Here is a 25444-nt window from a genome sequence, read left to right as displayed (position 1 = left end):
CATCCGCTGACTGCCATCACGGCTGAACCTCAATCCAGGACCAAGGACGATGAGTCATTCCTCGCAATTCACCTTGCTCGGCAAACGGCGCTTCCTGCCTTTTTTCATTACCCAGTCGCTCGGTGCGTTCAACGACAACCTGTTCAAGCAGTCGCTGATCCTGGCCATCCTGTTCAAGCTGAGCCTAGGGGACGGTGACCGGTCCATCTGGGTCAATCTGTGTGCCTTGCTGTTCATCCTGCCGTTCTTTCTTTTCTCGGCGCTGGGTGGGCAGTTCGGGGAGAAGTTTCCCAAGGACGCGCTCATTCGGGTGATCAAGCTGGCGGAGATCGGCATCATGTCGGTCGGCGCGCTGGGGTTTGCGACCAATCACCTGGCCCTCATGCTGGTGGCCTTGTTCGGCATGGGTACCCATTCGGCGCTGTTCGGGCCGGTGAAGTACTCGATCCTGCCCCAGGCGCTGCGCGAGCAAGAGCTGGTCGGCGGCAATGGGCTGGTAGAGACGGGCACCTTCCTGGCCATCCTCGCCGGCACCATCGGCGCCGGGGTAATGATGTCAGCCGAAAACTACGCCACGGTGGTAGCCGGGGGCGTAGTGGGCACTGCTGTACTGGGCTACCTGGCCAGCCGCTGGATTCCCCGCGCCGCTGCTGCCTCACCGCACATGAAGCTGGACTGGAACATCTTCAGGCAGTCGTGGACCATCCTGCGCATGGGTCTTGCCCAGCCGCCTGCGGTATCGCGCTCGATCGTCGGCAACTCCTGGTTCTGGTTCGTCGGTGCTATTTACCTGACCCAGATCCCGGCCTACGCCAAAGACTGGCTGCACGGCGATGGCACCGTGGTCACCTTGGTGCTGACGCTGTTCTCGGTGGGCATCGCCCTGGGTTCCTTGTTGTGTGAGCGCCTGAGCGGGCGCAAGGTGGAAATCGGCCTGGTGCCGTTCGGCTCCTTCGGCCTGACCGTGTTCGGCCTGCTGTGGTGGTGGCATTCCGGGGATGTGCCGAGCGCCGCCAGCGCCCATGACTGGCTCGACCTGCTGGGCCTGCACCAAGCGTGGTGGATTCTGCTGTCCATCGTCGGGCTCGGGGTGTTCGGCGGGTTCTATATCGTGCCGCTGTACGCGTTGATTCAGTCACGCACGGCCGTGGACGAGCGCGCGCGGGTGATCGCTGCCAACAACATCCTCAATGCATTGTTCATGGTGGTGTCGGCCCTGTTGACCATGGTTTTGCTGGGCGTGGCTGGGCTGGACATTCCCCAGCTGTTTTTGGTCGTCTCGCTGCTGAACATCGCCGTCAACGCCTACATATTCAGCATCGTGCCCGAATTCACCATGCGGTTTCTCATCTGGCTGCTCAGTCACTCGATGTACCGCGTCAAGCACCAAGGGTTGCAGCACATTCCCGATGAAGGCGCGGCATTGCTGGTGTGCAACCACGTGTCGTTCGTCGATGCCCTGTTGCTCGCTGGCGCGATACGCCGTCCTATTCGTTTCGTCATGTACTACAAGATCTACAACCTGCCCGTGCTGAACTTCGTGTTTCGCACCGCGGGCGCCATACCCATTGCCGGGCGTAGCGAGGACCTGGCGACGTACGAGCGCGCCTTCGCTCGCATTGCCCGTTACCTGGCTGACGGCGAGCTTGTGTGCATCTTTCCCGAGGGCAAATTGACAGGGGACGGTGAGATCGACGTGTTCAAGGGCGGCCTGAGCCATATTCTTGAACAGACGCCCGTGCCAGTGATTCCCCTGGCGCTGCAAGGGCTATGGGGCAGTTTCTTCAGTCGCGACCCGGCCAAAGGGTTTTTCAGAAGAATGTGGTCCCGGGTGACTGTCGTGGCAGGCAGCGCCATCCCTGCACAGGAGGCGCTGCCGGAGCGGCTGCGCGAGCAGGTCATTGGCCTGCGCGCAGGCAACCGCTGAGCGCGCCTGGCCAGCTGACCGGTATCAGCTGGCGCTGACCTTGAGGCCAACCAGGCCGCACACGATCAGCGCCACGCTGACCAGTCGAACCAGCGCCATGGACTCACCGAACAGGATGATGCCGGCGATCACGGTGCCCACGGCGCCGACGCCGGTCCAGATGGCATAGGCCGTGCCCAGCGGCAGCTCTTTCATCGCCAGGCCCAACAGACCGAGGCTGACGGCCATGGCGGCAACCGTGAGCGCGGTGGGCAGTGGCTTGCTGAAGCCGTCAGTATATTTGAGGCCAACGGCCCAGCCGACCTCGAACAGGCCGGCGAAGAACAGGATGATCCAGGACATGATGCGTCTCCATCGTTGCAAGTGATGGGGCCGTCCCCTGGGTGATCACGCTGGGCGTCGTGAGGTCGTCCTCACCGTAAGCCCATGGTGCACATCTAGGGTCTTGCGGGCAAGCCTGCAGGCCAATCGCCTGTCAGTGTCTGACGCGTTTTGCGTCCTCGCCGTCGGAAGGGGTGTCCTCCAGACGTCGGAACCAGGTGGAAAGCAGCGCCCCGGAAATATTGTGCCAAACGCTGAACAATGCGCTGGGCACGGCGGCCAGGGGCGAAAAGTGCGCAGCGGCAAGGGCTGCCCCCAACCCGGAGTTTTGCATGCCCACCTCCAGCGCCAGCGACTTGCGCTGGGCCAAGGGCAGTTTGCACAGCTTGCCGGTGATGTACCCCAGCAAATAACCGAAGCTGTTGTGCAAGATGACAACCGCCATGATCAGGAGCCCCGACTCGGCGATCTTCGCCTGGCTGGCGGCCACCACGGCGCACACGATCAGCACGATGCTCACCACCGACACCAGTGGCAGGATCTGAACCGCAGCCTGCACACGCTCACCCAGCAGGCGCTGGGCCAGCACGCCGAGCACGATCGGGAGCATGACCAGTTGCAGGATCGACCAGAACATGTCCATGAAGGACACCGGAAGCCAGGCCGAGGCCAGGAACCAGATCAGCGCAGGCGTCAGCAGTGGCGCCAGCAGCGTGGTGACGCCAGCGATGGCCACGGCCAGCGCCAGGTCGCCGCGCGACAGCCACACCATCACGTTCGAAGCCGTGCCGCTCGGGCAGCAGCCGACCAGGATCACGCCCACGGCAATTTGCGGCGGTAGCTGGAACAACTGGCACAGCAGCCAGGCCATGCCCGGCATGATCACGAAATGCGCGACCACCCCCAGCATGACCCGCCAGGGTTGGCGGGCGAGGGCGGCGAAGTCGTCGAGCTTGAGCGTAAGGCCCATCCCGAACATCACCAGCCCCAGCAAGGGCACGATGGCCACCTTCAACCCAATGAACCATTGCGGTTGCAGGAAGGCCAGCACGGCGAACACCAATACCCACAATGCAAAGGTGTTGCCGACGAATCGACTCAAGGTGGCGAGGGCGCGCATGGGGTGATCTCCAGTTCGACTGCATGCCCGGGCATTTGCGCTGCAGGCAGGGGATGAGGTGCGGCAACGGTGCCGCCCTCACGCATCATGGGTACTGCCAACCCTCAGCGGGCTCACACCCCTTGCGGGATCTCTTCGCCGCCCAGGGCTTCGAAGAGCACGGGCAGGAACTCTGCAAATGTCATCATCATCAGCTGGAAGCTGGCGTCGAACTGCTGCGCGGCCTCGTCACCGCCATCCTGCTCGGCCTGCTCCTGCAGCAGTTCCTCGAATTTCAGGCGCTTGATGACCATCTTGTCGTCCAGTACGAACGACAGCTTGTCCTGCCAGGCCAGGGCGAGCTGGGTCACCACCTTGCCGGTGCTCAGGTGCAGCTGGATTTCCTCGCCGGTCAGGTCCTGGCGCTTGCAGCGCACGATGCCGCCATCTTCGGCCGTGTCGCGCAGCTCGCATTCGTCCAGCACGTAGAAGCCTTCGGCGGCCTTCTGGGACTTGACCCAGTCGGTCATGGTGGCCACCGGGGCGATCTTGACGGTGGCCGGCCGCACGGGCAGCGAGCCCATCACTTCACGCAGGGTGGACAGCAGGTCTTCGGCGCGCTTGGCGCTGGCCGAGTTGACCAGAATCACCCCAAGGCGCGGGGCAATGGCAGCAAAGATCATGGAGCGGCGAATGAAGGCGCGGGGCAGGAAGGCCTGAATGATCTCGTCCTTGATCTGGTCACGCTCCTTCTTGTAGACCTTGCGCATCTGTTCGGTCTCGATCTCCTCGACCTTTTCCTTGACCGCGTCATTGACCACGCTGCTGGGCAGAATACGTTCTTCCTTGCGGGCGGCGATCAGCAGGTAATCACCGCTGACATGGACCAGCGGCGCATCTTCGCCCTTGCCGAACGGGGCGACGAAACCGTAGGTGGTCAGCTCCTGGCTGGCGCACGGACGGGCTGGCTTGCTGGCCAGGGCAGCCTCCAGGGCTTCAGGCTCGAAGGGGACGTCCTGGGTCAGGCGGTAGGTCAGCAGGTTCTTGAACCACATCGGGGGAGTCTCTCATTAATGCATAAGGCGGGCATTATTCTCCTACCAGCCCCGGAAGGCCAACCCTGTCAGAGGGCTAGCAGTGCACAAACCGAACGAAATCGGGCCGCTGCGCTAGGTTGTTGAAAGATCTGTACTTTTTTCGAAATAAAGTGAAAGAAAGTGCTTGCCAGGGGGCAGGACCGTCCGTAGAATGCGCCCCACACCGAGACGAAGGGTGATTAGCTCAGCCGGGAGAGCATCTGCCTTACAAGCAGAGGGTCGGCGGTTCGATCCCGTCATCACCCACCACTCGATGTATAGCGCAGCGGTAGTTCAGTCGGTTAGAATACCGGCCTGTCACGCCGGGGGTCGCGGGTTCGAGTCCCGTCCGCTGCGCCATATTCAGCTTCAAGGGCCCACTGAACACCCTGAAGCAACGAGAAAGCGACCTTAGGGTCGCTTTTTTTATGCCTTGAATTCGGCGCGAACTGCAGGGCATAAAAAAAGCGATAAGTGCTTGCCAGCATTGAAAGTTGTCCGTAGAATGCGCGCCACACCGAGAGACATGGGTGATTAGCTCAGCCGGGAGAGCATCTGCCTTACAAGCAGAGGGTCGGCGGTTCGATCCCGTCATCACCCACCACTCGATGTATAGCGCAGCGGTAGTTCAGTCGGTTAGAATACCGGCCTGTCACGCCGGGGGTCGCGGGTTCGAGTCCCGTCCGCTGCGCCATATTCAGCTTCAAGGGCCCACTGAACACCCTGAAGCAACGAGAAAAGCGACCTTAGGGTCGCTTTTTTTATGCCTGCAGTTCAGTCTCTGTAGACGCTGTTCAGGCTCGCGCAGCCTGGCCATTCAGGCCTTGGCGCTCTTCGGCCCGCAGGGTCAGTACCTCGAAACCTTCGTCCGTCACGGCCACCGTGTGCTCCCATTGTGCTGACAGGCTGCCGTCACGGGTCACCACGCTCCAGCCATCCTTGAGCGTGCGGGTGCCACGCCCGCCCTGGTTGATCATGGGCTCGATGGTGAACACCATGCCTGGCTTGAGCCTCATGCCCATGCCGCGCTGACCCACATGCAGCACCTCCGGCGCTTCATGCATCTGCTGGCCAATCCCATGGCCACAATACTCACGGACCACGCTGTAACCTGCGGCCTCGGCATGAGCCTGTACGGCGTGGCCAATGTCACCCAGGGTCGCGCCGGGTCGCACTTGCTCGATGCCTTTCCACAGCGCCGCGTAGGTGGTGTCGACCAGGCGCCGGGCTTCATCATCGATCTGCCCAATGGCATACATCTTCGAAGAGTCAGCGATGTAACCGCCTTGCTCCAGCGTGATGTCGACGTTGACGATCGAACCTTCTTCAAGGACTTCATGGGCGTCAGGCATGCCATGGCACACGACATGATCGACCGAGGTGTTGAGCGCAAAGGGGAAGCCGTACTGGCCTTTGCTTGCCGGCCTGGCCCTCAAGGTCTGGACGATGAAGTCTTCGGCGTGGTCATTGATCTGCAGGGTGGTGACGCCTGGACGTATGAACCTGTCGAGTTCGGCGAACACCTGTGCAAGCAGTTGACCCGCGCGGCGCATCAGGTCGAGCTCGGCGGGGGATTTGATGATGACCTTGGACATAAACGCGAGCAATCACTCCAGCTAGAATGCCTCAGAGCATAGACCCACGGCATACCCACATGCCAGCCTCGAGCACGAGTGCGACACTTGGGCGTGGATGATTTCCCTGTCGCCACCTGCTGTTTTCGGCACGACATGAGGCGCACGAAAGGGGGATCTTCCAGGTCATGGCACATGGCCGTTGCCTGGTTGATGAATAACGATTCACTTGCTGAACTTACTTACTCAAACCCGCTCCTATGCCGGTAGCCATTGGTGAGGGCCGCCTGCTAAGCTCGCGGCCTCTACCCTGATTGCCCTTATGGCGCATGAACAAGGAATTAGCATGAAACAGCATCGTTTGGCGGCTGCGGTTGCCCTGGTAGGCCTGGTACTGGCTGGTTGTGATCAGCAGGCCAGCAGCCCCGAACTGAAAACGCCTGCGCAGAAAGCTTCCTACGGCATTGGCCTGAACATGGGCAAGAGCCTGGCACAAGAAGGCATGGATGACCTTGATTCCAAGGCGGTAGCGCTGGGTATCGAGGATGCCGTTGGCAAGAAAGAGCAGCGCCTGAAGGACGAAGAGCTGGTAGAAGCCTTCACTGCCTTGCAAAAGCGTGCCGAAGAGCGCCTGGCCAAGGCCAGCGAAGAGGCGGCCACTGCGGGCAAGAAATTCCTCGAGGAAAACGGCAAGAAGCAAGGCGTGGTGACCACCGCCTCGGGCCTGCAATACGAGGTGATCAAGAAGGCCGATGGCCCGCAGCCCAAGCCAACCGACGTAGTGACCGTTCACTATGAAGGTAAGTTGATCGACGGCAAGGTCTTCGACAGCTCCGTCGAGCGTGGCAGCCCGATCGACCTGCCGGTCAGTGGCGTGATCCCAGGTTGGGTCGAAGCCTTGCAATTGATGCACGTTGGCGAGAAGTACAAGTTGTTCATCCCTGCTGACCTGGCGTACGGCGCCCAGAGCCCGAGCCCATTGATTCCGGCCAATTCGGTTCTGGTGTTCGACCTGGAACTGATCGCGATCAAGGACCCCGCGCAGCTGCAAGGCGGTGAGCCTGAGGCCGAGGCACCGGCTGAAGCACCTGCTAAGTAAGCGGTATTTCGGTTGAAACGAGCGCGCCGTCCTCACGGAGAGTTCGGCTCACTCAAAACCATTGGGGCCGCTTTGCGGCCCCAATGGTTTGTGTGGCGAAGCCAGATCCTAGAGATCCTGCGCCACCGATTCGGCGTCCCGGCAGGGCCGATCCTACACGGGTACAGCGTAATCCTCCTGCACGGGTACCTGATGACACTCAGAGCCGTACTGAACCGGTGGCGAGGCTGCCTTGCAGTACCTACGTGTTCAGGCATACCCCATTCGAACCTGCCCCGGCACACACTGTCCGAACAAGGACAGGCACCCATTGTAAGCTGCGTCTGAAATCACGGTCCTGGGGCGGACCTGCGCAGTGATCTGTAACTGCTGTGTAAAAAATGCCCGATCTTGTCCGGCGCCTTGTTTATGGGCCAACGGGCTCGGAAACGTCCCCCTGTTCACAAGGTTATCCACAATAAATGTGGATAACCTTTTCCGTCTGGAGGCACCATGAATGCACCTTGGAATTTCGCGCGCTTCCTGCCCCTGGCCGAGCGCCTGCTCAGTCGTGGGCGCTTGCCAGCGCTGCTGTTCGCCGTGGCCCGTAAAGGGCCACGCTTGGGCAAGCTGCGCGAAGACGTGAAGTTGATGCAGGCCCTGTGTCTGGCCTGGTGGCGTGGCGAATACCGGGCGATCAACCGCAAGGCATTGATTACGATCGTTGCCGGCCTGCTTTATTTCGTAAGCCCCATCGATGCCATCCCTGACTGGTTGCTGGGCGTAGGCTTTCTGGATGACATCGCCGTGCTGGGGTGGGTGCTCAAGACCGTTTCCGATGAACTGGAGCGCTTCAAGGCCTGGCGAGACAGCCAGTCCCCAGAGCGGCTGCAGGTGGTAGAGCGTCTTCCAGCTACCCCCGAAGACCTGCGTCTGGAGCGTGAAATCCCTTGAGGCGTGAGTGACACAGGGGTCCCCTGGAAGGGCTCGACTGCAAAGATCCTGAACTTGGTCATATAATTGGCACATGAAACACGCCAATGGATTACCTCCAGTAATCCTCTCGAAGGGGTTTTGCAATGGATATTCAGGTCATCAGCCGGGACGGTCAACCCGAGTATGCCGTCGTAGCGTGGGAAGACTACCAGGCGCTGCTCAAAGCGGCAGGGCAGGCCCCAGCGAATACTCCGGCATCTGCACCTGTGCAAGAAAACGACTCGCACGCCGCCCTGCCTGCCTTTGCCGAGGTTGGGGCCATACGCCGGGACAAGGGTATCGCCGCCGAGCACCTGGCCCGCAATGTGGGCGTCAGCCCGGCCTACCTGGCGATGATCGAATCGGGTGAGCGGCAGCCCGACGCCGCCATTCGCCGTGCGCTGGCTTGGCACCTGGGTGTGCCTGGCTGGAGCGAGGCTTCATGAGTCAGGTCAGGATCAGCCGCCAGCATTGGGACAACCTGCTGGGCGAGCTGGATCTGGCCCGACGCCAACGTCATTTGCTGACCTACCGAGCGCTCATCGAACGCCTGCAACTGCCAAGCCCTGCCATGCAGACCCTGACCGCGGCGCTTGAGTACCTGGCGGTGCTGGATGCGCGTGCCGAACAACCCCTGCGCAGTTCACTGGTGATCAGCCAGGGTGCCAGCCGTTTGCCGCGCACGGGCTTCTTTGAGTGCGTGGAGCGGCTGGGGCGCTTCACAGGGCCTGTCGATGGCATGGAGGCCGCGTCCTGGCATGCCTCTGAGGTCGCGCGCGTATTCGAATACACGTACCCCGACCCCGCCTGACCAGGCACAGCGCGCGTTCATCGGCGCTGTGCCATCCAGTCATTGGCCAGCCGCTCCTATCAATGACCCAAAAGAAAAGCCGGGCATCAATGAGCCCGGCTTTTGATTACACATCAGGGAGGGTGGCGAATGATTCGTCCCTCCCCAGGGTCTGGCGCTACTTTTTAGCCACCTTGGTGCTGGCGCTGAGGTAATCGATCAGGATGCGCCCGGTTTCCGACAGGTAGGCGTCGTCTTCCGGCTTGGTGTTTTCATCCTCGGCCGGCAGTGCATCCTCGTCTTCTTTTTTCAGCTCCTTGAGCGGTTCTTCACCCTTGGCCTTGCGGCGGATGTTTTCCAGGGCCAGCTGCTTGGCCTCGACTTCATCGTGGCGCGCCCGGCGTGCCTGCTCGTTGAGGCTGACGGTCTTCTCGGTCATCAGTTTCTGGGTCAATGCCAGACGGTCGCGGATGTAGATGAACTCGGCATCCTTGTCGCTGCGCGCCTGGTGTTGAGCCTTGAGCTGGGCCAGGTAAGGCTTGAAGGGGTCGACCGCAGGCTTGACGACCGGACGGATGGTGTCCCACGGCATCGCTTCGGGCAGGGCGCTTTCGCCGATTTCCTTGGTGTCGATGATCGACGGGTAGTCGATGTCCGGCAATACACCCTGGTGCTGGGTGCTCTGCCCGGAAACGCGGTAGAACTTGGCCAGGGTCAGCTTGAGCTCGCCATGGTTGAGTGGCTGGATGGTCTGCACGGTGCCCTTGCCGAAGGTCTGGCCGCCAATGATCAACGCGCGGTGATAATCCTGCATGGCGCCGGCGAAAATCTCCGATGCCGAGGCGGACAAGCGGTTGACCAGCAACGCCAGCGGCCCCTTGTAGAAGGCACCAGGGTTTTCATCTTCAAGCACATCGACACGGCCATCGCTGTTGCGTACCAGTACAGTGGGGCCTTTTTCGATGAACAGGCTGGTGAGCTCGGTCGCTTCCTGCAGCGAGCCACCGCCGTTGTTGCGCAAATCGATGACCACGCCGTCGACTTTCTCTTTTTGCAGCTCGGTCAGCAGCTTCTTCACGTCGCGCGTGGTGCTCTTGTACTCCGGGTCACCTGCGCGGTAGGCCTTGAAGTCCAGGTAGAACGCCGGGATCTCGATGATGCCGAGTTTGTAGTCACGCCCGTCCTGCTTGAGCTTGAGCACGGACTTCTTGGCCGCCTGCTCTTCAAGCTTGACCGCTTCACGCGTGATCGACACGATCTTGCTGGTCTGGTCGCTGGGGGCGTTGCTCGCCGGGATGATTTCCAGGCGTACCACCGAGCCCTTGGGGCCGCGAATCAGTTTGACCACTTCGTCCAGGCGCCAGCCGACGACGTCGACCATTTCCTTGTTGCCCTGGGCCACGCCGATAATCTTGTCAGCCGGCGCGACCTGCTTGGTCTTGGCCGCAGGACCGGCGGGCACCAGGCGCACGATTTTGACCTGATCGTTGTCGCTTTGCAGTACCGCGCCGATCCCTTCAAGCGACAGGCTCATGTTGATGTCGAAGTTTTCGGCGTTGTCAGGCGACAGGTAGTTGGTGTGCGGATCGTACGACTGGGCAAAGGTATTGATGTACGCCTGGAAGATGTCTTCAGCCCGGGTCTGATCCAGACGTGCCAGCTGATTCTTGTAGCGCTTGATCAGGGTTTCCTGAATCTGCTTGGGCTCTTTGCCAGCGATCTTCTGGCGCAGCACCTCGTCCTTGACGCGTTTACGCCACAACTCGTCCAGGGCAGCCTGGTCCTTGAGCCAAGGCGCGTCCTTGCGGTCGATCAGCAAGGTCTCATTGACGGTGAAGTCGATCTTGTCCACGCCCTTGTTGAGCTCGGCCAAGGCGAAGTCCAGGCGCTGCTTGACCCGGTCCAGGTAGCGCTTGTAGATGGTGAAGCCAGGGTCGAGGTTGCCGCTTTTGAGGAAGTCGTCGAATTGCGTCTTCCACTTGTCGAACTCGGCGATGTCGGCGGCGGTGAAATAGCTGCGTGCCGGGTCCAACAGCTTGATGTAGCTGTCGTAGATGATGACCGAACGGGCGTCATCCAACGGCGGCTTGCTGTAGTGATGGCGCTTGAGCAGCTCCACCACGTTGAGGCTGGCGACGATTTCGTCGCGGTCCGGTTGCAGGCTATCCCATTTGTTGGCGGCCGCCGCATTGCCGCCGAGCGTAAGGCTGCCAAGGCCGATCATCAGTGCCAGGGCGGTGCTAGGTAGGAAATGCTTCATGCTGATTCGACGTGGGGGCAATTGATCACGCATAGTAGGCCGTCTTTTCCGTTCGCCGGTTCCATAAAACCGGGCGCATACTGCAAAAAGCCTGGGCACGGGTGCCCAGGCTCGGTCATATGATTCAACTATGGAGGCACTGTGAAGGCATTGCAAGGCGTTGACGGACATGTCACCTGGGTCGAAGCCGAACGTCCTGCGTGTGATGCAGGACAAGTACGCATCCGGGTCGCGGCTGCGGGGTTGAACCGTGCCGATTTGCTGCAGATGAAAGGGCTCTATCCGCCGCCGCCCGGCGCCAGCCCCTACATGGGCCTGGAATGTGCCGGCGTGATCGCAGAAGTGGGGGCCGGGACAGCCTGGCAGGTAGGCGACAGGGTGTGCGCACTGCTGGCCAGCGGTGCCATGGCCGAGGAAGTGATCGTTGATGCGCGGCACGTGCTGCCCGTGCCCGAAGGGCTCAGCCTGCATGAAGCGGCGGCCCTGCCGGAAGTCTACGCCACGGCGTGGCTGAACATCTTCCAGTTGGGCGGCGTCAAGGCCGGCGAGAAGGTGCTGGTGCACGCCGGTGCCAGCGGCGTGGGGTCGGCTGCCATTCAGCTGTGCAAAGCGTTCGGCAACAGCGTGTGGGTCAGCGTCGGTTCAGCCGAGCGACTGGCGTATTGCCAGGCCTTGGGCGCGGCAGGGGGCGTTGTGCGCAACCAGAACCTCGATGACCTGGAAGCCATCGGCCCATTCAATGTGATTCTCGACCCGGTCGGCGCCAGCTATGGCGAGCTCAACCTCAAGCTGCTGGCCCGCGACGGGCGCTGGGTGATCATTGGCGTGATGGGTGGACGCAAGTTCGAACTGGATCTTGCCCAGGTCATGGCCAAGCGGGCGCAGATTACAGGTTCGACCTTGCGCAACCGTGACGATGCGTTCAAGGCCGAACTGTTGAGTGACTTGCGCCAGCAAGTCTGGCCGCTGTTCGCCGAAGGCCGGTTGTCACCGCAGTTGGTCGATACCTATCCGGTGGAGTTCGCCCAGGCAGCCTACGCCGAACTCGAGACCAACCAGGTGTCCGGCAAGCTGGTCATGATCATCGACCCAAGCCTGGCCTAGTGCCGGACCCGTTGCCTACTCGCGCACTGGCGTCATGGCGCCCTGATGGGCCCTTGGGCCTGCCTGAGCGCAGGCTTGAGGGGAGGCAGGGCAAGTGTTTGGCACTGAACAGCGAGCGCGGGTTCAGTGCCAGCTCAAGATGGGCCAACCGTGAGCTTGCGCATGCTCGCGCAACACCGGGTCCGGGTTCACGGCACAAGGGTGATCCACCTTCAGCAACAGGGGCAGGTCATTGCGCGAGTCCGAATAGAAGCTCGCGCCCTCCAGGTTCTCCTGCTCCTGGTCCAGCCAGGCCAGCAAGCGGGTGATCTTGCCTTCCCGGTAAGTGAGTACGCCGTGGGTCCGGCCGGTATAGACGCCGTTGTGGGCGTCCAGATCGATGGCCAGGTATTCGTCCACGCCCAGGCGCGCAGCAATCGGCCCAACCAGGTGTACGCCTGACGCCGAGATGATCAGCACCCGGTCCCCGCGCTTGCGATGCTCGGCAATGCAGCGGCAGGCATCGCCGAAAATGATCGGTTCGATGACCTCTTCCACCCACGGCTCGACCAGGTGTGCGACTTCTTCCAGGGTCCGCCCGGCAATCGGCTCCAGGCTGAACGCCATGTAGTCTTCCATCGCCAGTTCGCCTTTGCCGTAGGCCTCCATCAGCGCGTGGTCACGGCGCAAGAACGTCTCGCCATCCACCCATCCCAGCCGTGCCATGTGTTCGCTCCACAGTGACGCGCAGTCGCCGTGGATCAGGGTTTCGTCCAGATCGAAAATGGCTAGCGCCATACATGCATCTCCTTAAGCCACTTCCCGTAGCGCACTGGGGTCTATCGATACGCTGACCCGCTGCCCATCGGCATGCAGGTCGGCCGGCGAGCGGTTGAGCACATCCACCACCAGCTCTACCTCACGCACCTGCACCCGATAACGTATCACGTTGCCCAGCAGGCTGTGACTGCGCACCTGGGCGTCGAGTTCGCCGTGCAGGCCCAGCGTGATGGATTCGGGGCGTATGGCCAGGCGCCCGGAGACAGGGCGCTGCAACAGGCGGCTGGCACTGTCGGCATCGAGCAGGTTGTAATTGCCGATGAAGCCGGCGGCAAACAGGTCCACCGGGGCCGTGTAGAGGGTCTCTGCATCGCCGCTTTGCACGATACGGCCCTGATTCATCAGGAAGATGCGGTCCGACAGCGTCAAGGCTTCTTCCTGGTCATGGGTAACGAAGATCGTGGTCAAGCCCAGTTCCCTCTGGATGGCGCGAATCTGCTCACGCAGGTGTTTGCGAATGCGCGCATCGAGTGCCGAAAGCGGCTCGTCGAGCAACAGCAGTCGGGGCCGGGTGACCAGGGAGCGGGCCAGGGCGACGCGCTGGCATTGCCCGCCAGACAATTGATGAGGGTAACGTGCGGCGAAGTCATTCAATTCCACCAGCTGCAATGCCTCGCGCACCCTTGTTTGGCTCTCATCACCTCTGACCTTCTGCATGCGCAGCCCGAAGGCAACGTTCTGCTCCACCGTCATGTTGGGAAACAGCGCATAACTCTGGAACACCATACCGATGCCGCGCTTTTGCGGGCTCTGCGGCACGATGTCAATGCCGTCGAGCAGGATCTGCCCGCTGTCGACCGGCGTGAGCCCGGCGATACAGCGCAGCAGCGTGGACTTGCCGCACCCTGAAGGGCCGAGCAGGGTGATGAACTCGCCCCGTTCGATCTGGCAATCGATCTGGCTGAATACCGGGTTACCGGCGTAGCTTTTCTGCAGGTTGCGTACGCTGACGTAGCTCATCTCAGGTCTTGTCCTTGTTCAGGCGGTTGGCGACCCACGTCAAAATCAGCACGAAGGCGAAATAGGAAATCACCAGCGCACTGTTGAAGTGGCCGCTGCTGTTGCGCATGTTGTTGAGGTAGACCTGCAGGGTTTCGTAGCGCGTGCCCACCAGCAGGTTGGCGAACACGAACTCCCCGAACAGGAACGAGAACGACAGCAACAGGGCCACCATCAGGCCTTTGCGCAGGTTGGGAAGTACCACCAGCAAAGCCGCCTGCCAGGTGCTGGCGCCCAGCAATTGCGCCGCGTCCATCAGGTCGCGCAGGTTGATGGCCTGCAGGTTGTTGGTGATGGCCCGGTACATGAAGGGCAGGGCAATGGTGAAGTAGCAGCCGATCAGGATCCACGGTGTCCCCACCATGGCCATCGGCCCACTGCCATACAGTTGCAGCAACCCCACCGACGACACCACAGGTGGCACGGCAAACGGCAGCAGGATCAGGACATTCATCAACGCGTCGAGCCGGGGGAAGTGATAATGCACCACGAACAGCAGCGGCAGGATCAGCACCACCGATAGCAGCAATGCACCAACGCACACCAGCAACGACTGGCCGAACGCTGCCAGAAAGCGCGGCTCGCTCCACAACGCCACGTACCACTTCAGGGTCAGGCCGCTAGGTAGTAGAGTGGCCGACCAACTGGTGGCCAGGGAGTAGAGCAGGGTGCCGGCCAGTGGCATCAGCAGAATGAGAAACAGCAGGTAGACCACGGCGCGGTGGTACCAGCCGCCGCTACGGGAATCAGCGCGCATGGTAGCTCCTTTTCAACAACCATTGATGCACCACGGTGACCACTGTCATCAGCCCGACCAGCACCATCGCCAGGGCACTGGCAAGGTTCGGATCGAGGCTGATGTCGCCGGCCACCAGGCCCGCGATGCGAATGGGCAGTACGTTGAAGTTGCCGGTGGTCAGGGCATAGACCGTGGCATAGGCGCCCAGGGCGTTGGCCAGCAGGATGACGAAGGTGCCCAGCAGCGCCGGGGCTAGCACCGGCAGCCCGATGTGCCGCCAGAACTGCCAGTGGTTGGCGCCCAGCAGCGCAGCCGACTCGCGCCAGTCTTCGCGCAGCGCGTCGAAGGCCGGGTACAGCAGCAGGACACCCAGTGGGATCTGGAAATAGGTGTAAACCAGGATCAGCCCGCTCTTGGAGTAGATGCTGAAGTCTTCCAGCAGGCCCATCTGCTTGAGCAACAGGGTCAATGCGCCGTTGAAACCGAGCAGGATGATGAACGCGAACGCCAGCGGCACGCCGGCAAAATTGCTGGTCATGTTGGCAAAGGCGCTGACGAAGTCGCGCAGCCGTGAGTCCACCTGACGTAGCGAATAGGCGCCCAGGGTCGCGATGATGATGCCGAACAGGCTGGACCAGAAGCTGATCTCCAGGCTGCGTTGCAGGGCTTGCAGGTAGAACTTGGAGGCGAACACCTTGCTGAAATTGTCCATGCCCCAACCTGCCTCCGACTGCAGGCTGCTCAGCGCCACCCAGGCCAGCGGGGCAATCTGGAAGACCACGAAAACGACAGCGAAGGGCACCAGGCACAACAATGCCAGGTACCGACCACGGGGCGACTGGCTCATTTGAGCAACTCCCGGCAGACCGATTTGTCGTGAGCGGCGCCGAGCAACTCGCAGATGGTCCCGCACAGGTCGGTCTGCAGCGGCTTGGCCGAAGGGTCGAGGCTGAAGGCTGCGCCGAACACGAACAAGGGCACTTCGCGCTCTTCGGCCAGCAGGCCGTTGTGCGAGCGGTCGTTGTTCATGCCATGGTCGGCGGTCACCAGCACCTGGTAGCCCTCGTCGAGCCACTTGGGCAGGTAGTCGGCCAGCAGGATGTCTGCGCTGCGGGCAGCGTTGCGGTATTGGCTGCTGTCCAGCCCATGGTGGTGGCCCACATCGTCGATGCTCATCGGGTGCACCAGCAGAAAATTGGGCGCATGACGCCGGCGCAGGTATTCGCCGTCGGCCAGCAGGTGTGAATCGGGGTAGCGATCGTCCCAGTAGAACAGCCCATGCTGGATGGGCAACTTGGGGGCGTGGGTGTGCCGGTCACGCTGGGGGTCGAAAGGCGAGCGGTTGTACAGCTCGCTCATCCAGTGATAGGCCGCGGCTGCCGTGCCCAGGTTGGCCTCGCGGGCGTAGTGGAACACGCTGCGCTGGTTGGAAAGCCGGTTGACGTTGTTATGCACGATGCCGCTGTCGATAGGGGGAACACCTGTGAGAATGCACTCGTACAGCGGGCGGGACAGCGACGGCAGTTCGCACTCCATGCGGTAAAGCGCGGCGCGGTCGGCCTCGACATAGGCGTGCAAATGGCCCATGGCGTGGTGGGCAACCTGATAGTTCAGCCCGTCCAACAGCACCAGGATGACGTTGTGGCTCATTGATGACTCCGCAAAAACATCGGGGAGAGGGCGCTTGCAGTGCGCCGCGCCGCGCCAGGGGGTTACTGCTGGCGCGACGCCGGCTCGCTAGGGCTGCCACGCAGGCAGGACGACCCGCGTGGCAGTTGGCAGGCCAGTCTGCCTGCTTCATTCCATTTCGATGATTACCTGCTCTTGCCACATCTGCGGCAGCTTCTTGGAGGTCGCTTCCCACGCTTCGGCGTTCTTGATCGGCTGCGCAGGCGCGTATTGCTCGTTGGGCAGCAATTTGGCCTGCACATCCTCCGGCAACTTCAGGTGCTCGGCGCGAATCGGGCGTGCGTGCCCCTTGGCCAGGTTGATCTGCCCGGCATCGCTGAAGATGTATTCACGCGTCAGTTTCGCTGCATTGGGGTGCTTGGCGTACTTGTTGATGATGGTGGTGTAGCCCGAGGTGATCGAGCCGTCCGATGGGATCAGCACTTCAAAGCGCTTGGGGTCGATCTGATCGCGGTAGCTCAAGCCATTGAAGTCCCAGACCACGCCCACTTCCACCTCGCCCTTTTCCAGGGTCTGGATGGTCGGGTTGGCCAGGGACAGGCGTTTTTGCTGGGCCAGCTTGGTGAACAGTTGCAGGCCTGGGGCCACGTTGCTCTCATCGCCCTTGTAGGCGATGGCGGCGGCCAGCACGCCGTTGGCGGCCTGGGCGGCGGTGCCGACATCACCGATGGCCACCTTGTACTTGCCGCGTTCCAGGTCGTGCCAGGTCTTGGGCCGCTCTGATTCTTTGACCAGGTCCTTGTTGATGATGAACGCGATGGTGCCGGTGTAGGCCAGCGCCCAATGGCCATCCTTGTCCTTGGCCCACGCTGGCACCTGGTCCCAGGTGCTTGGCTTGTACGGCTGGCTTACGCCCTTGGCAATGGCAATGGGCCCAAACGCTGCGCCCACGTCGCCGATGTCGGCACTGGCATTGTCTTTTTCCGCCTCGAACTTGGCGATTTCCTGGGCCGAAGTCATGTCGGTGTCGCTGTGCTTGAGCCCGTACTTGCTGGCCAGGTCCTGCCAGGTGTCCTTCCAGTTGGCCCAGGCATCGGGCATGCCCACGCTATTGACCGTGCCTTCCTTGCGGGCGGCATCCTCCAGTGCCTTGAGGTCATCGGCGGCCATGGCCGACGTGCAGAACGCGATTGCCGAACCGAGCAGTGACGCCATGAACAACTTTTTCATCCGTAGCTCCTTGGGTGGGTGCATCGACCGAACGCTGTTATGTATGAAGCCGTTGTCTGCAGCCTTGGTCTAGGTCAGCAAACCTTGAGCCAAGGTAGGCCGGTAGCGTGACAATTTGATGTAGCCCCAGGTCCTGCTGCCTGATCGCGGCTTCTGGCAGTACAGCGTAGACCACCTGGGAGCCGGGCCTCACAAGGTCTGGCCCGTTTCTGGCAGCGCTAGCCGGGCAGGCTTGTCACGGGATGTTCATCAGCCCTGCTTAGGCTTGCACCCAGTGCCCGGTGCCCTGTCATGGGGCTGGCCTAGTCCAGATAGGTAACCTTTGATGCAGCCAATGCCACCGCGCGCGGTAACAGCCATCTGTAACGCTCTTGAGGAGCAGATCGAGCACGGCCTGTTGGCGCCGGGCGGCAAGCTGCCCGCCGAGCGCCGGCTCAGCGAACTCTTCGCCACCACGCGCATCACCCTGCGCGAGGCGTTGGTGCAGTTGGAGGCAAGGGGCTTGATCTATCGCGAAGAGCGGCGGGGCTGGTTCGTGGCCCCCGAGCGCTTGAGCTATGACCTCATCGCGCGCAGCCACTTCCATGCAATGGTGCGTGAGCAGGGGCGAGCCGCCAGTACCGAGCTGCTCTCGGCTCGGCTGCAGCCGGCTTCGGCGGCCATCTGCGCGCGGCTGCAACTGCCGGCGTTGTCCAGTGTGGTGCGGATCTGCAGGCTCAGGCGTATCGACGGCAGGGCGGTGCTGTACGCCGAGCACTACCTCAACCCGCGTTACTTCCCGGCCATCCTCGAACACGACCTGGCGCAGTCATTGACCGAAATCTATGAGCGGCAGTACGGTCTGCACTACGGGCAGGTGTGCTTCGAGATCCTGCCCACCGCATTGCCCGTGCAGGCGGCCGGAGCGTTGAGGGTGTCAGCGGGCAGCCCGGGGCTGCAGATCACCCGGGTCAACAGCAACCAGCATGGGCAACTGATCGACTGCGACCTGGAATACTGGCGCCATGACGCCATCTGCATCAGGGCACAGGCAGGCTAGCCGGGCGGCCTCTCGGAGGCGCCGACGCGGATACGATCCGTGGCCAATCGATTTCAACTGGACGCCTCGGCTTGTGTCAGGGCGCCTGCGCCGGCCGTTACGACTTGCACCGAAAGCCTGGGCGTTGCCAGGTCCAGGCCGGCTTCGTCGAGCTGGCGCTTGAGTGCCAGGTTGAAGGCCCGCGACACTTCCCACTGCTTGATCGGCGCCGTCTTGAAGCGGGCGCGCAACACTGCTGACCCCGACTCGAAGCTCTCCACCCCTTGCAGCTCCAGTGGCGACCAGATGTTGCGCCGCATCAGCGGATCGCTGCGCAGCTTCTGACCGACCTCGCGCACCAGCGTGATCGCCTGGTCGATGTTCATGTTGTAGGGGATCGCCACGCGGAAGATCGCGTAGCCGAATTCGCGGGAGTAGTTCTTGATGCTCTTGATTTCGCTGAATGGAATGGTATGCACGATGCCATCGATGTCCCGCAGGCGCACGGTGCGGATGGTCAGGCCTTCTACAGTGCCCAGGTGGCCGCCGACATCCACGTAGTCGTCGATGGCCAGGGAGTCCTCGATGATGATGAACAGCCCGGTGATCAGGTCGGCCACCAGTGACTGGGCACCAAAGCCGATCGCCAGGCCGATGACACCGGCACCGGCCAGCAGCGGCGTCACGTTCATGCCCATGTTGGCCAGGGCCACGATCACCGCGATGATGAAGATGAACACGAACATCACGTTGCGGATCAACGGCATCATGGTCTGCGCCCGGGCGTTGGCCATGCCGCGGCGCGAGCGGACCAGCGCATGGTGTACCGCCGTGTCGGCCAGGATCCACACCAGCCAGGCGACGATCAGCGTGCCTGCCAGGCCCATCAGGCGCAGGCTGATGTCATGCCCGTCGCCTTCGGCGAAGCTGATCATCGACAGCCCCCATACCCGAAGACCCAGTTCGATGAACACCAGCCAGATGAACAGGTGCACCAGCAAGTAGCCAAAATTGCGCAGCCGCTCGGCATACACCGCATGGCGTTTGCCGGCGCGCTTGGGGTTGGCTGCGTGGCGGCGCACCAGGCCATTGAGCACCATGCACACCACGACCAGCACCGTGCACATCAGTGACTGGCGAAGTGCCGTGCTGGTGTCACCGGCCGAGACGAAAGTGGCGAACAGGGAGATGGCCACCAGAATCAGCGCCGGAATGAACCAGAAACTGCCCAGGATCTCGATGGTGTCGCTCAGGGTTCGTCGCGTCAGGCGGCGCGACAAGGGTTGGTTGCGGATCAGGTGGGCGATGGGCCGGCGAAAACGCAGGATGAACAGGCCAGTGCACACCGCGGCGACGACGTTGGCCAAGGTGGCCACCCCATGAGCCAAGTGTATGCCCAGCGCAGCGGTGAGGCGCGGGTCGCTCATGGCCTCGCCGAAGGCGGCAAAGCTGCCGATCAGCCACAGGGGCCGGAATGCACGGTGGCGCAGGATGTGCAATGCCCGGTGGCGGTGTGGGCCGTCCAGCAGGGAAAACGCGATCACGCAGATGGCCGAGAAGCAGGTGCCCACCACCAGGGCATACGCCAGCACCATGGCCAGCGATTTACCCAGCGACGGGGGCAGTACGAAGCTCAGGTACACCGTGAACACCAGCGCAACCAACCACGGGCCCAGCTTGCGCAGGGCGAAGCGGACCAGGTCCCAGGTGCGGGGATGTTGGGGCAGTTCTTCGCTCAGGCCGAACCGCAGGCGAACCCGATGGCCCACCCAGTTGAAGGCGAATGCCAGCACGCTCCACACCGCAATCACTGCTGCAAAGCCGAACAGGATCGCGGGCCATTGGTGAACCGGCACCATCAAGGCCGCCAGTTCTTCCTGGGCCTGGTCGATTTCCATGCCCCAGCGCTGGAACGGGTTGGCCTCGCCGGTGAACTGCTTTTCGAAATCGTGCAGGGCGCCACCGATCAAGCCGAGCACGCCTTGCTCAACGCTCGGTTGTGACTTCTGCGTGGCGTCGCGCAGCTTTTTCAAGTCGGCCAGGAGCTTGGCACGCTGCTGGTCGTTCTCAAGGCTCTTGATCACCTCGTCCAGGGATTTGCCCAGCGGCTCGGAAGCCTCGGGCTGGGCGGGGGCACTGGAACCTAGAAGGCCGGGCAGGCCTGCTGCGTGTACAGGGCCGGTGGACAGCAACAGCAGGACTAGCAGGTAACGCAGAAGGGCAGGCACGGGCAGATCTACCTCAGGTCAAACGATTGCCCGAGTGTAGAGGTTTATGACGGCAGTTTCTCCAGGATCTTCCAGCAGGTCAGGCCGAAGATGCCCAGGGTGCCTGCCCACATCATCAGCACGCCAACATCGCGCTCGCGCAGGCCGAACCCGAGGGTGAGCAGCAGCAGGGATGCGCAGACGGGAATCAGCAGGGCCAGGAAGGGTGACATGGCGACAGTCCTTTGCAGTGAGACATGCCATTAGCATAGTCGCTAACCCCCGGCCCGGCCTGCCTGAGGCGAACGTGTCGGCCATGTGCAGCAGTGCGGTCTGTTGGCGCCGGGTGTGTAGCACCCCGGCGCTCTGCGTGGCTCAAGGCAGGTCGTGACTGCGGTAGAACGCTGTCAGGACCTTCACCAGGTGCGCCAGGTCATGGCTACCGCACAGCTCGCGAATGGAGTGCATGGCAAAGGTCGGCAGCCCGATGTCGACCGTCCGCACGCCAAGGTGGCTGGCCGCAATGGGCCCGATGGTCGAGCCGCAACCCATGTCGCTGCGTACCACGAAGCTCTGCACCGGTACTTCCTCGGCCATGCACAAGTGGCGGAAGAAGCCGGCGGTTTCGCTGTTGGTGGCGTAGCGCTGGTTGTTGTTCACCTTGATCACCGGCCCTGCGTTGAGTTTCGGGCCATGGTTGCCGTCGTGCTTGTCGGCATAGTTCGGGTGCACGCCATGGGCATTGTCGGCCGAAACCATCAACGAGCGCTGGATGGTGCGCACGTAGGCGTCGCCGTCGGGCAACAGGCGCTGCAAGGTCTGCTCGAGCATCGGCCCGTCTGCGCCGCAGGCCGAGCTGCTGCCGACTTCCTCGTGGTCGTTGCACACCAGGATGCAGGTTTCATCGCTGTCGGCGGCCAGCAGGGCTTGCAGCCCGGCGTAGCACGACAGCAGGTTGTCCAGGCGGGCACCGGCAATGAAGTCGCCATTGAGCCCGATCTGCGCGGCGTCCTGGGTATCGTAGAAGCTCAGCTCGTAGTCCAGCACCACGTCGGCGTTGAGTTGGTGCTCGCGCGCCAGTTGTTCGGTCAGCAGGGCGCGAAAGTCGATGCGCTCGTCACCGGCCACTTGCGCCAGGATCGGTGGCAGTTCGGTCTGCGGGTTGATATGCCAGCCATCGTTGGCGGTACGGTTGAGGTGGATGGCCAGGTTGGGGATGACCGCGATCGGCAGCTTGAAGTCGACAAGCTGGCTTTCCACCTTGCCGTCACGGCGGTAGGTGACCCGGCCCGCCAGCGACAGGTCGCGGTCGAACCACGGCGCGAGCAGGGCCCCGCCATACACCTCCACGCCCAGCTGCAAGAAGCCCTGGCGCTGCAGTTCCGGTTGCGGCTTGACCCGCAGGCAGGGGCTGTCGGTGTGGGCGCCGACCATGCGGATGCCGTTGAGCAGCGGTGCCTGCCTGCCCATCTTGATCGCGATGATCGAGGAATCGTTACGGGTGACGTAATAGCGCCCGCCTGACACGACGGACCAGCTCTCGCGCTCGTCCAGGCGCTGGTAACCAGCGGCCTCCAGGCGCAGGGCCAGGCTGGCGGTGGCGTGGAAGGGAGTAGGGGAGGCCTTGAGAAAATCGATCAGGCCTGCATTGAGTACATCGCGCATAGTTCACTCCAGACAGCAGTGGCGCGAGTTTAGCGTATTGAGTCGCCGAGCGGTGTCGGGCTGTGGGTTGCGCACTTGGCTGGATGGCTACAGGCCGCACACCGGCCACACGCCTCAGCCCGCAACACAGCTGGTCAGGGCAGCGCCGGCAGCTCTGATGGACTGCGAAGACACAGCCATGCCCGATCAAAACGGCGCCGGGCACTCGAATTTGAGGCGCTCACCGGACACCGGGTGGGTGAAGCTGAGCATCGATGCATGCAGGCACAGCCGCTCGTGGGCGGCCAAGGCCTGAGGGTTGGCATACAGCCGATCACCCAGCAGTGGGTGGCCGATCGATAACATGTGCACACGCAGTTGATGCGAGCGCCCTGTGATCGGTGTCAGCTCCACACGGCAGTACTCGCCGCAACGTTCCACCACCCGCCAGAACGTCAGCGCATGCTTACCTTGTTCATGGTCCACAACGTGGCGTGGCTTGGTGGGTGGGTCATACCGCAGTGGCAGGTCGATGCTGCCGCTGTCCAGTGCCGGCTGCCCCCAGCACAGGGCGGTGTAGGCCTTCTCGGTTTCCCGGTCATGGAACTGGCGCGACAGCTCGCGGTGGCTGTCGGCATCACGGGCCAGCAGGATGATGCCCGACGTCTCCCAGTCCAGACGATGCACGATCAGCGCGTCGGGATAGCCGTTTTCCTGGAGACGGGTGATCAGGCAATCCTTGTTGTCTTCAGCCCGGCCAGGGACCGACAGCAGCAGCGTCGGCTTGTTGATCACCAGGATGGCGGCGTCTTCGTGAAGGATCTGAATGGTCGACAGCGGCATTGCGTGGTCTCTGTTGAATCAGGAGAAAAAGCGGGGCGGTGCTGCACCCCATATGCGGCAAGGCCGCTCCGACAGGGGAGTGCGATCCCTTGTCGGAGCGGCCTCGTGCCGCGAATGGCTGCAGCGCAGCCCCGGCTCTCTGCCGGATCAGCGATCCGGCAGGGTGATGTTCAGCTCAAGAATGGAGCAGCTGCCCTGGTTTTCCAGCTCGATGTGCACATCGTCATTGCCGATGTTCACATACTTGCGAATCACTTCCAGCAGTTCCTTCTGCAACTCGGGCAGATAGTCCGGTTCGCTGCGTTGTCCGCGCTCGTGCGCCACGATGATCTGTAGACGCTCTTTCGCCACCGACGCGCTGGTCTGTTTCTGTCTGCCACGAAAGAAGTCAAAAAGGTTCATGGTTTATTTGCTCCCGAAAATGCGCTCGAAGAATCCCTTCTTCTGTACATCGATGAAGCGCATCGGCTTCTCTTTGCCCAGCAGGCGGTCGACTGCGTCACTGTACGCCTGGCCGGCATCGCTCTGGTCATCGAGAATGACCGGGATACCCTGGTTGGATGCCTTGAGCACCGCCTGCGATTCGGGAATCACGCCCTTGAGCTTGATCGAGAGAATCTCTTCCACGTCGGCCACGCTCAGCATTTCGCCCTTGACGACGCGCTCGGGATGGTAGCGGGTGATCAACAGGTGCTCCTTGATCGGCTCTTCGCCGTTTTCCGAGCGGCGCGACTTGCTCGACAGAATGCCGAGCATGCGGTCGGAGTCACGAACCGAAGACACTTCGGGGTTGGTGACCACGATGGCCTCGTCGGCGAAGTACATGGCCAGGTGGGCACCTTTCTCGATACCGGCCGGCGAGTCGCAGATCACGTATTCGAACTGCTCCTTCAGGTCCATCAGGACCTTCTCGACGCCTTGCTGGGTGAGGGCGTCCTTGTCACGGGTCTGGCTGGCCGCCAGCACGTACAGGTTTTCCAGGCGCTTGTCCTTGATCAAGGCTTGTTGCAGGTTGGCTTCGCCATTGACCACGTTGACGAAGTCATAAACCACACGGCGTTCGCAGCCCATGATCAGGTCGAGGTTACGCAGGCCCACGTCGAAGTCGACGATGACCGTCTTGTGGCCACGCAGTGCGAGGCCGGTACCGATGGCGGCGCTGGTGGTGGTCTTGCCCACACCCCCTTTGCCGGAAGTAACCACGAGAATCTTGGCCAAGGTGTTTCACCCCTAAAATGATCGGGACGCAAGTCCCTGCAAATAACTGAAATAACGGCAACGATAAAAAAGTTGCTCTAAAAATGCTGGCAAGTATCCGTTAAAGACGGGTGATGTTCAACACGTCGCCAGACAGGCTGACTTGTACGCCAGCGCCCCATAACGGATCGCGGCGCAAGTCCTCGCACACTTTGTACTGGCCGGCAATGGAGACCATTTCAGCGGTCATCTGCTGGCAGAAGATACGCGCCTTGGTATTACCCTTGATACCTGCCAGGGCACGGCCGCGCATGGCGCCGTACACATGGATGTTGCCATCGGCAAGAAGTTCCGCACCCGGGCTGACCGAAGCGGTGACCACAAGGTCCCCCCCTTGGGCGTAGATCTGCTGGCCACCACGTACCGGGGCGGTGATGATGCGCGTGGCGCGTACCTCGGGTTCGAGCACCGGTGGCGGGGCAGGGGCCGGCTCGGGCTTCTTGGCCTCGGGCTCGGGTTCCAGTGGCCGCTCGCGGGCGCCGGACGGGGGCAGCACCGGCAGATCGATGGCGATGGCCGCGGCTATGTCTTCGATGCGGTTGGCGCGGATGGCCAGGGTCCGCAGGCCATGGTGGCGGCAAATGCGCATCAAGCCAGGCAGGTCGATCGCACCTTCGCCGGCCGGCAGCTTGTCCAGCGCCAGCACCAACGGCGTATTGCTGAAGAAGTTCGGCGCCTGGGCCACTTTGGCCGCCAACTGGCGATCAAGGGCTTCAAGGTCATTGCGCGCCAGTTCCAGAACGGTAATGGCAAGCATGCTGCCCTTGAGCTGGAACACGGAGGGGGTGTCGGAGGTGTGGTTTGGGCTCATGGTCTGCATAGACGGCTTGTTGCGGAAAAAGTGCCCTGACTTAT

The 25444-nt window shown here is 62.0% G+C and carries 25 protein-coding genes and 4 tRNA genes; 11 read left to right on the top strand and 18 right to left on the bottom strand.

Annotated elements, in window-relative coordinates; all coding sequences use genetic code 11:
* Window positions 1-49 precede the first annotated feature (49 nt).
* Window positions 50-1927 carry an MFS transporter gene (locus tag CWR53_RS16590; RefSeq protein ID WP_058638026.1) on the top strand — a complete coding sequence of 626 codons (1878 nt, stop codon included), beginning with the start codon at window positions 50-52 and terminating at the stop codon, window positions 1925-1927.
* A 24-nt stretch (window positions 1928-1951) separates the two neighbouring features.
* Here the strand turns inward: CWR53_RS16590 and sugE are convergent, their stop codons facing one another.
* The 3 genes from sugE to rdgC all read right to left on the bottom strand — a co-directional run bounded on the left by sugE (window position 1952) and on the right by rdgC (window position 4402).
* Complete coding sequence (gene sugE / locus CWR53_RS16585) at window positions 1952-2269, bottom strand: quaternary ammonium compound efflux SMR transporter SugE (RefSeq protein ID WP_058604169.1); 318 nt, start codon at window positions 2267-2269, stop codon at window positions 1952-1954.
* A 133-nt stretch (window positions 2270-2402) separates the two neighbouring features.
* Entirely contained in the window at window positions 2403-3368 is a 966-nt protein-coding gene (locus tag CWR53_RS16580; RefSeq protein WP_058604170.1) for a bile acid:sodium symporter family protein, read from the bottom strand.
* Window positions 3369-3481: 113 nt separating this feature from the next.
* Window positions 3482-4402 (bottom strand): recombination-associated protein RdgC, encoded by a 921-nt coding sequence (gene rdgC / locus CWR53_RS16575; protein ID WP_023533890.1) that lies wholly within the window; start codon window positions 4400-4402, stop codon window positions 3482-3484.
* Window positions 4403-4617: 215 nt separating this feature from the next.
* Here rdgC and CWR53_RS16570 point away from each other — a divergent pair.
* The 4 genes from CWR53_RS16570 to CWR53_RS16555 all read left to right on the top strand — a co-directional run bounded on the left by CWR53_RS16570 (window position 4618) and on the right by CWR53_RS16555 (window position 5117).
* Window positions 4618-4693 (top strand) — tRNA-Val (locus tag CWR53_RS16570).
* Window positions 4694-4706: 13 nt separating this feature from the next.
* Window positions 4707-4783 (top strand) — tRNA-Asp (locus CWR53_RS16565).
* A gap of 168 nt (window positions 4784-4951) precedes the next feature.
* Window positions 4952-5027: transfer RNA gene (locus CWR53_RS16560), tRNA-Val, on the top strand.
* A 13-nt stretch (window positions 5028-5040) separates the two neighbouring features.
* Window positions 5041-5117: transfer RNA gene (locus tag CWR53_RS16555), tRNA-Asp, on the top strand.
* A 100-nt stretch (window positions 5118-5217) separates the two neighbouring features.
* On the opposite strand, the gene map is transcribed toward CWR53_RS16555, so the two are convergent.
* A complete protein-coding gene (map, locus tag CWR53_RS16550; RefSeq protein WP_058604171.1) occupies window positions 5218-6018 on the bottom strand; it encodes a type I methionyl aminopeptidase in 801 nt (266 codons plus the stop codon).
* A 325-nt stretch (window positions 6019-6343) separates the two neighbouring features.
* Here map and CWR53_RS16545 point away from each other — a divergent pair, with 325 nt between their 5' ends.
* From CWR53_RS16545 to CWR53_RS16530, 4 genes are all read left to right on the top strand, one after another.
* Window positions 6344-7096 (top strand): FKBP-type peptidyl-prolyl cis-trans isomerase, encoded by a 753-nt coding sequence (locus CWR53_RS16545; protein ID WP_078478959.1) that lies wholly within the window; start codon window positions 6344-6346, stop codon window positions 7094-7096.
* 492 nt (window positions 7097-7588) lie between these two features.
* On the top strand, window positions 7589-8029 hold the full coding sequence (locus CWR53_RS16540) for a YkvA family protein (protein WP_058604173.1): 441 nt from the start codon (window positions 7589-7591) through the stop codon (window positions 8027-8029).
* Window positions 8030-8154: 125 nt separating this feature from the next.
* Window positions 8155-8496 carry a helix-turn-helix domain-containing protein gene (locus tag CWR53_RS16535; protein WP_058604174.1) on the top strand — a complete coding sequence of 114 codons (342 nt, stop codon included), beginning with the start codon at window positions 8155-8157 and terminating at the stop codon, window positions 8494-8496.
* Window positions 8493-8861, top strand: a complete 369-nt coding sequence (locus CWR53_RS16530; RefSeq protein ID WP_027915781.1) for a hypothetical protein — start codon at window positions 8493-8495, stop codon at window positions 8859-8861. The genes CWR53_RS16535 and CWR53_RS16530 overlap by 4 nt, the downstream gene beginning before the upstream one ends.
* 157 nt (window positions 8862-9018) lie before the next feature.
* Here the strand turns inward: CWR53_RS16530 and CWR53_RS16525 are convergent, their stop codons facing one another.
* On the bottom strand, window positions 9019-11100 hold the full coding sequence (locus tag CWR53_RS16525; RefSeq protein WP_178102743.1) for a carboxy terminal-processing peptidase: 2082 nt from the start codon (window positions 11098-11100) through the stop codon (window positions 9019-9021).
* A gap of 141 nt (window positions 11101-11241) precedes the next feature.
* Here CWR53_RS16525 and CWR53_RS16520 point away from each other — a divergent pair, with 141 nt between their 5' ends.
* On the top strand, window positions 11242-12204 hold the full coding sequence (locus CWR53_RS16520) for an NAD(P)H-quinone oxidoreductase (RefSeq protein WP_078478957.1): 963 nt from the start codon (window positions 11242-11244) through the stop codon (window positions 12202-12204).
* 123 nt (window positions 12205-12327) lie between these two features.
* Here the strand turns inward: CWR53_RS16520 and CWR53_RS16515 are convergent, their stop codons facing one another.
* The 6 genes from CWR53_RS16515 to CWR53_RS16490 all read right to left on the bottom strand — a co-directional run bounded on the left by CWR53_RS16515 (window position 12328) and on the right by CWR53_RS16490 (window position 17620).
* Window positions 12328-12981: an HAD family phosphatase gene (locus CWR53_RS16515; RefSeq protein WP_058604177.1), complete on the bottom strand. Its 654-nt coding sequence runs from the start codon at window positions 12979-12981 to the stop codon at window positions 12328-12330.
* 12 nt (window positions 12982-12993) lie between these two features.
* Window positions 12994-13983, bottom strand: coding sequence for an ABC transporter ATP-binding protein (locus tag CWR53_RS16510; protein WP_100852071.1), 990 nt, complete (start codon window positions 13981-13983; stop codon window positions 12994-12996).
* 1 nt (window position 13984) lies between these two features.
* Window positions 13985-14779: an ABC transporter permease gene (locus CWR53_RS16505; protein ID WP_058604179.1), complete on the bottom strand. Its 795-nt coding sequence runs from the start codon at window positions 14777-14779 to the stop codon at window positions 13985-13987.
* Window positions 14769-15608: an ABC transporter permease subunit gene (locus CWR53_RS16500; protein WP_058604180.1), complete on the bottom strand. Its 840-nt coding sequence runs from the start codon at window positions 15606-15608 to the stop codon at window positions 14769-14771. Before CWR53_RS16500 ends, CWR53_RS16505 begins: the two co-directional genes overlap by 11 nt.
* The gene (locus CWR53_RS16495; RefSeq protein WP_058604181.1) at window positions 15605-16411 is read right to left on the bottom strand and encodes an alkaline phosphatase family protein; all 807 of its coding nucleotides are present in this window, start codon (window positions 16409-16411) and stop codon (window positions 15605-15607) included. The genes CWR53_RS16500 and CWR53_RS16495 overlap by 4 nt, the downstream gene beginning before the upstream one ends.
* 147 nt (window positions 16412-16558) lie before the next feature.
* The gene (locus tag CWR53_RS16490) at window positions 16559-17620 is read right to left on the bottom strand and encodes an ABC transporter substrate-binding protein (protein WP_100852070.1); all 1062 of its coding nucleotides are present in this window, start codon (window positions 17618-17620) and stop codon (window positions 16559-16561) included.
* Window positions 17621-17945: 325 nt separating this feature from the next.
* Here CWR53_RS16490 and CWR53_RS16485 point away from each other — a divergent pair, with 325 nt between their 5' ends.
* A complete protein-coding gene (locus CWR53_RS16485) occupies window positions 17946-18659 on the top strand; it encodes a UTRA domain-containing protein (protein WP_100852069.1) in 714 nt (237 codons plus the stop codon).
* 53 nt (window positions 18660-18712) lie between these two features.
* Here CWR53_RS16485 and CWR53_RS16480 read toward each other — a convergent pair whose 3' ends face one another.
* The 7 genes from CWR53_RS16480 to minC form a co-directional block, all read right to left on the bottom strand.
* Entirely contained in the window at window positions 18713-20866 is a 2154-nt protein-coding gene (locus tag CWR53_RS16480) for a mechanosensitive ion channel family protein (protein ID WP_100852068.1), read from the bottom strand.
* A gap of 44 nt (window positions 20867-20910) precedes the next feature.
* Window positions 20911-21078: a hypothetical protein gene (locus tag CWR53_RS23025; RefSeq protein WP_167339350.1), complete on the bottom strand. Its 168-nt coding sequence runs from the start codon at window positions 21076-21078 to the stop codon at window positions 20911-20913.
* Window positions 21079-21220: 142 nt separating this feature from the next.
* Window positions 21221-22510: a M18 family aminopeptidase gene (locus CWR53_RS16475; protein ID WP_058604185.1), complete on the bottom strand. Its 1290-nt coding sequence runs from the start codon at window positions 22508-22510 to the stop codon at window positions 21221-21223.
* A 186-nt stretch (window positions 22511-22696) separates the two neighbouring features.
* Window positions 22697-23332 (bottom strand): RluA family pseudouridine synthase, encoded by a 636-nt coding sequence (locus CWR53_RS16470; protein WP_100852067.1) that lies wholly within the window; start codon window positions 23330-23332, stop codon window positions 22697-22699.
* Between the two features lie 147 nt (window positions 23333-23479).
* Complete coding sequence (gene minE, locus CWR53_RS16465) at window positions 23480-23734, bottom strand: cell division topological specificity factor MinE (RefSeq protein WP_009682849.1); 255 nt, start codon at window positions 23732-23734, stop codon at window positions 23480-23482.
* 3 nt (window positions 23735-23737) lie between these two features.
* On the bottom strand, window positions 23738-24550 hold the full coding sequence (gene minD / locus CWR53_RS16460) for a septum site-determining protein MinD (protein WP_100852066.1): 813 nt from the start codon (window positions 24548-24550) through the stop codon (window positions 23738-23740).
* Window positions 24551-24650: 100 nt separating this feature from the next.
* Window positions 24651-25409, bottom strand: a complete 759-nt coding sequence (gene minC, locus CWR53_RS16455) for a septum site-determining protein MinC (RefSeq protein WP_058604187.1) — start codon at window positions 25407-25409, stop codon at window positions 24651-24653.
* Window positions 25410-25444 lie beyond the last annotated feature (35 nt).

Origin of the sequence: Pseudomonas sp. SGAir0191 (genome assembly GCF_002812565.2) — a bacterium.
Taxonomy (GTDB): domain Bacteria; phylum Pseudomonadota; class Gammaproteobacteria; order Pseudomonadales; family Pseudomonadaceae; genus Aquipseudomonas; species Aquipseudomonas parafulva_B.
This window is presented reverse-complemented; position numbering and strand designations above follow the sequence as displayed.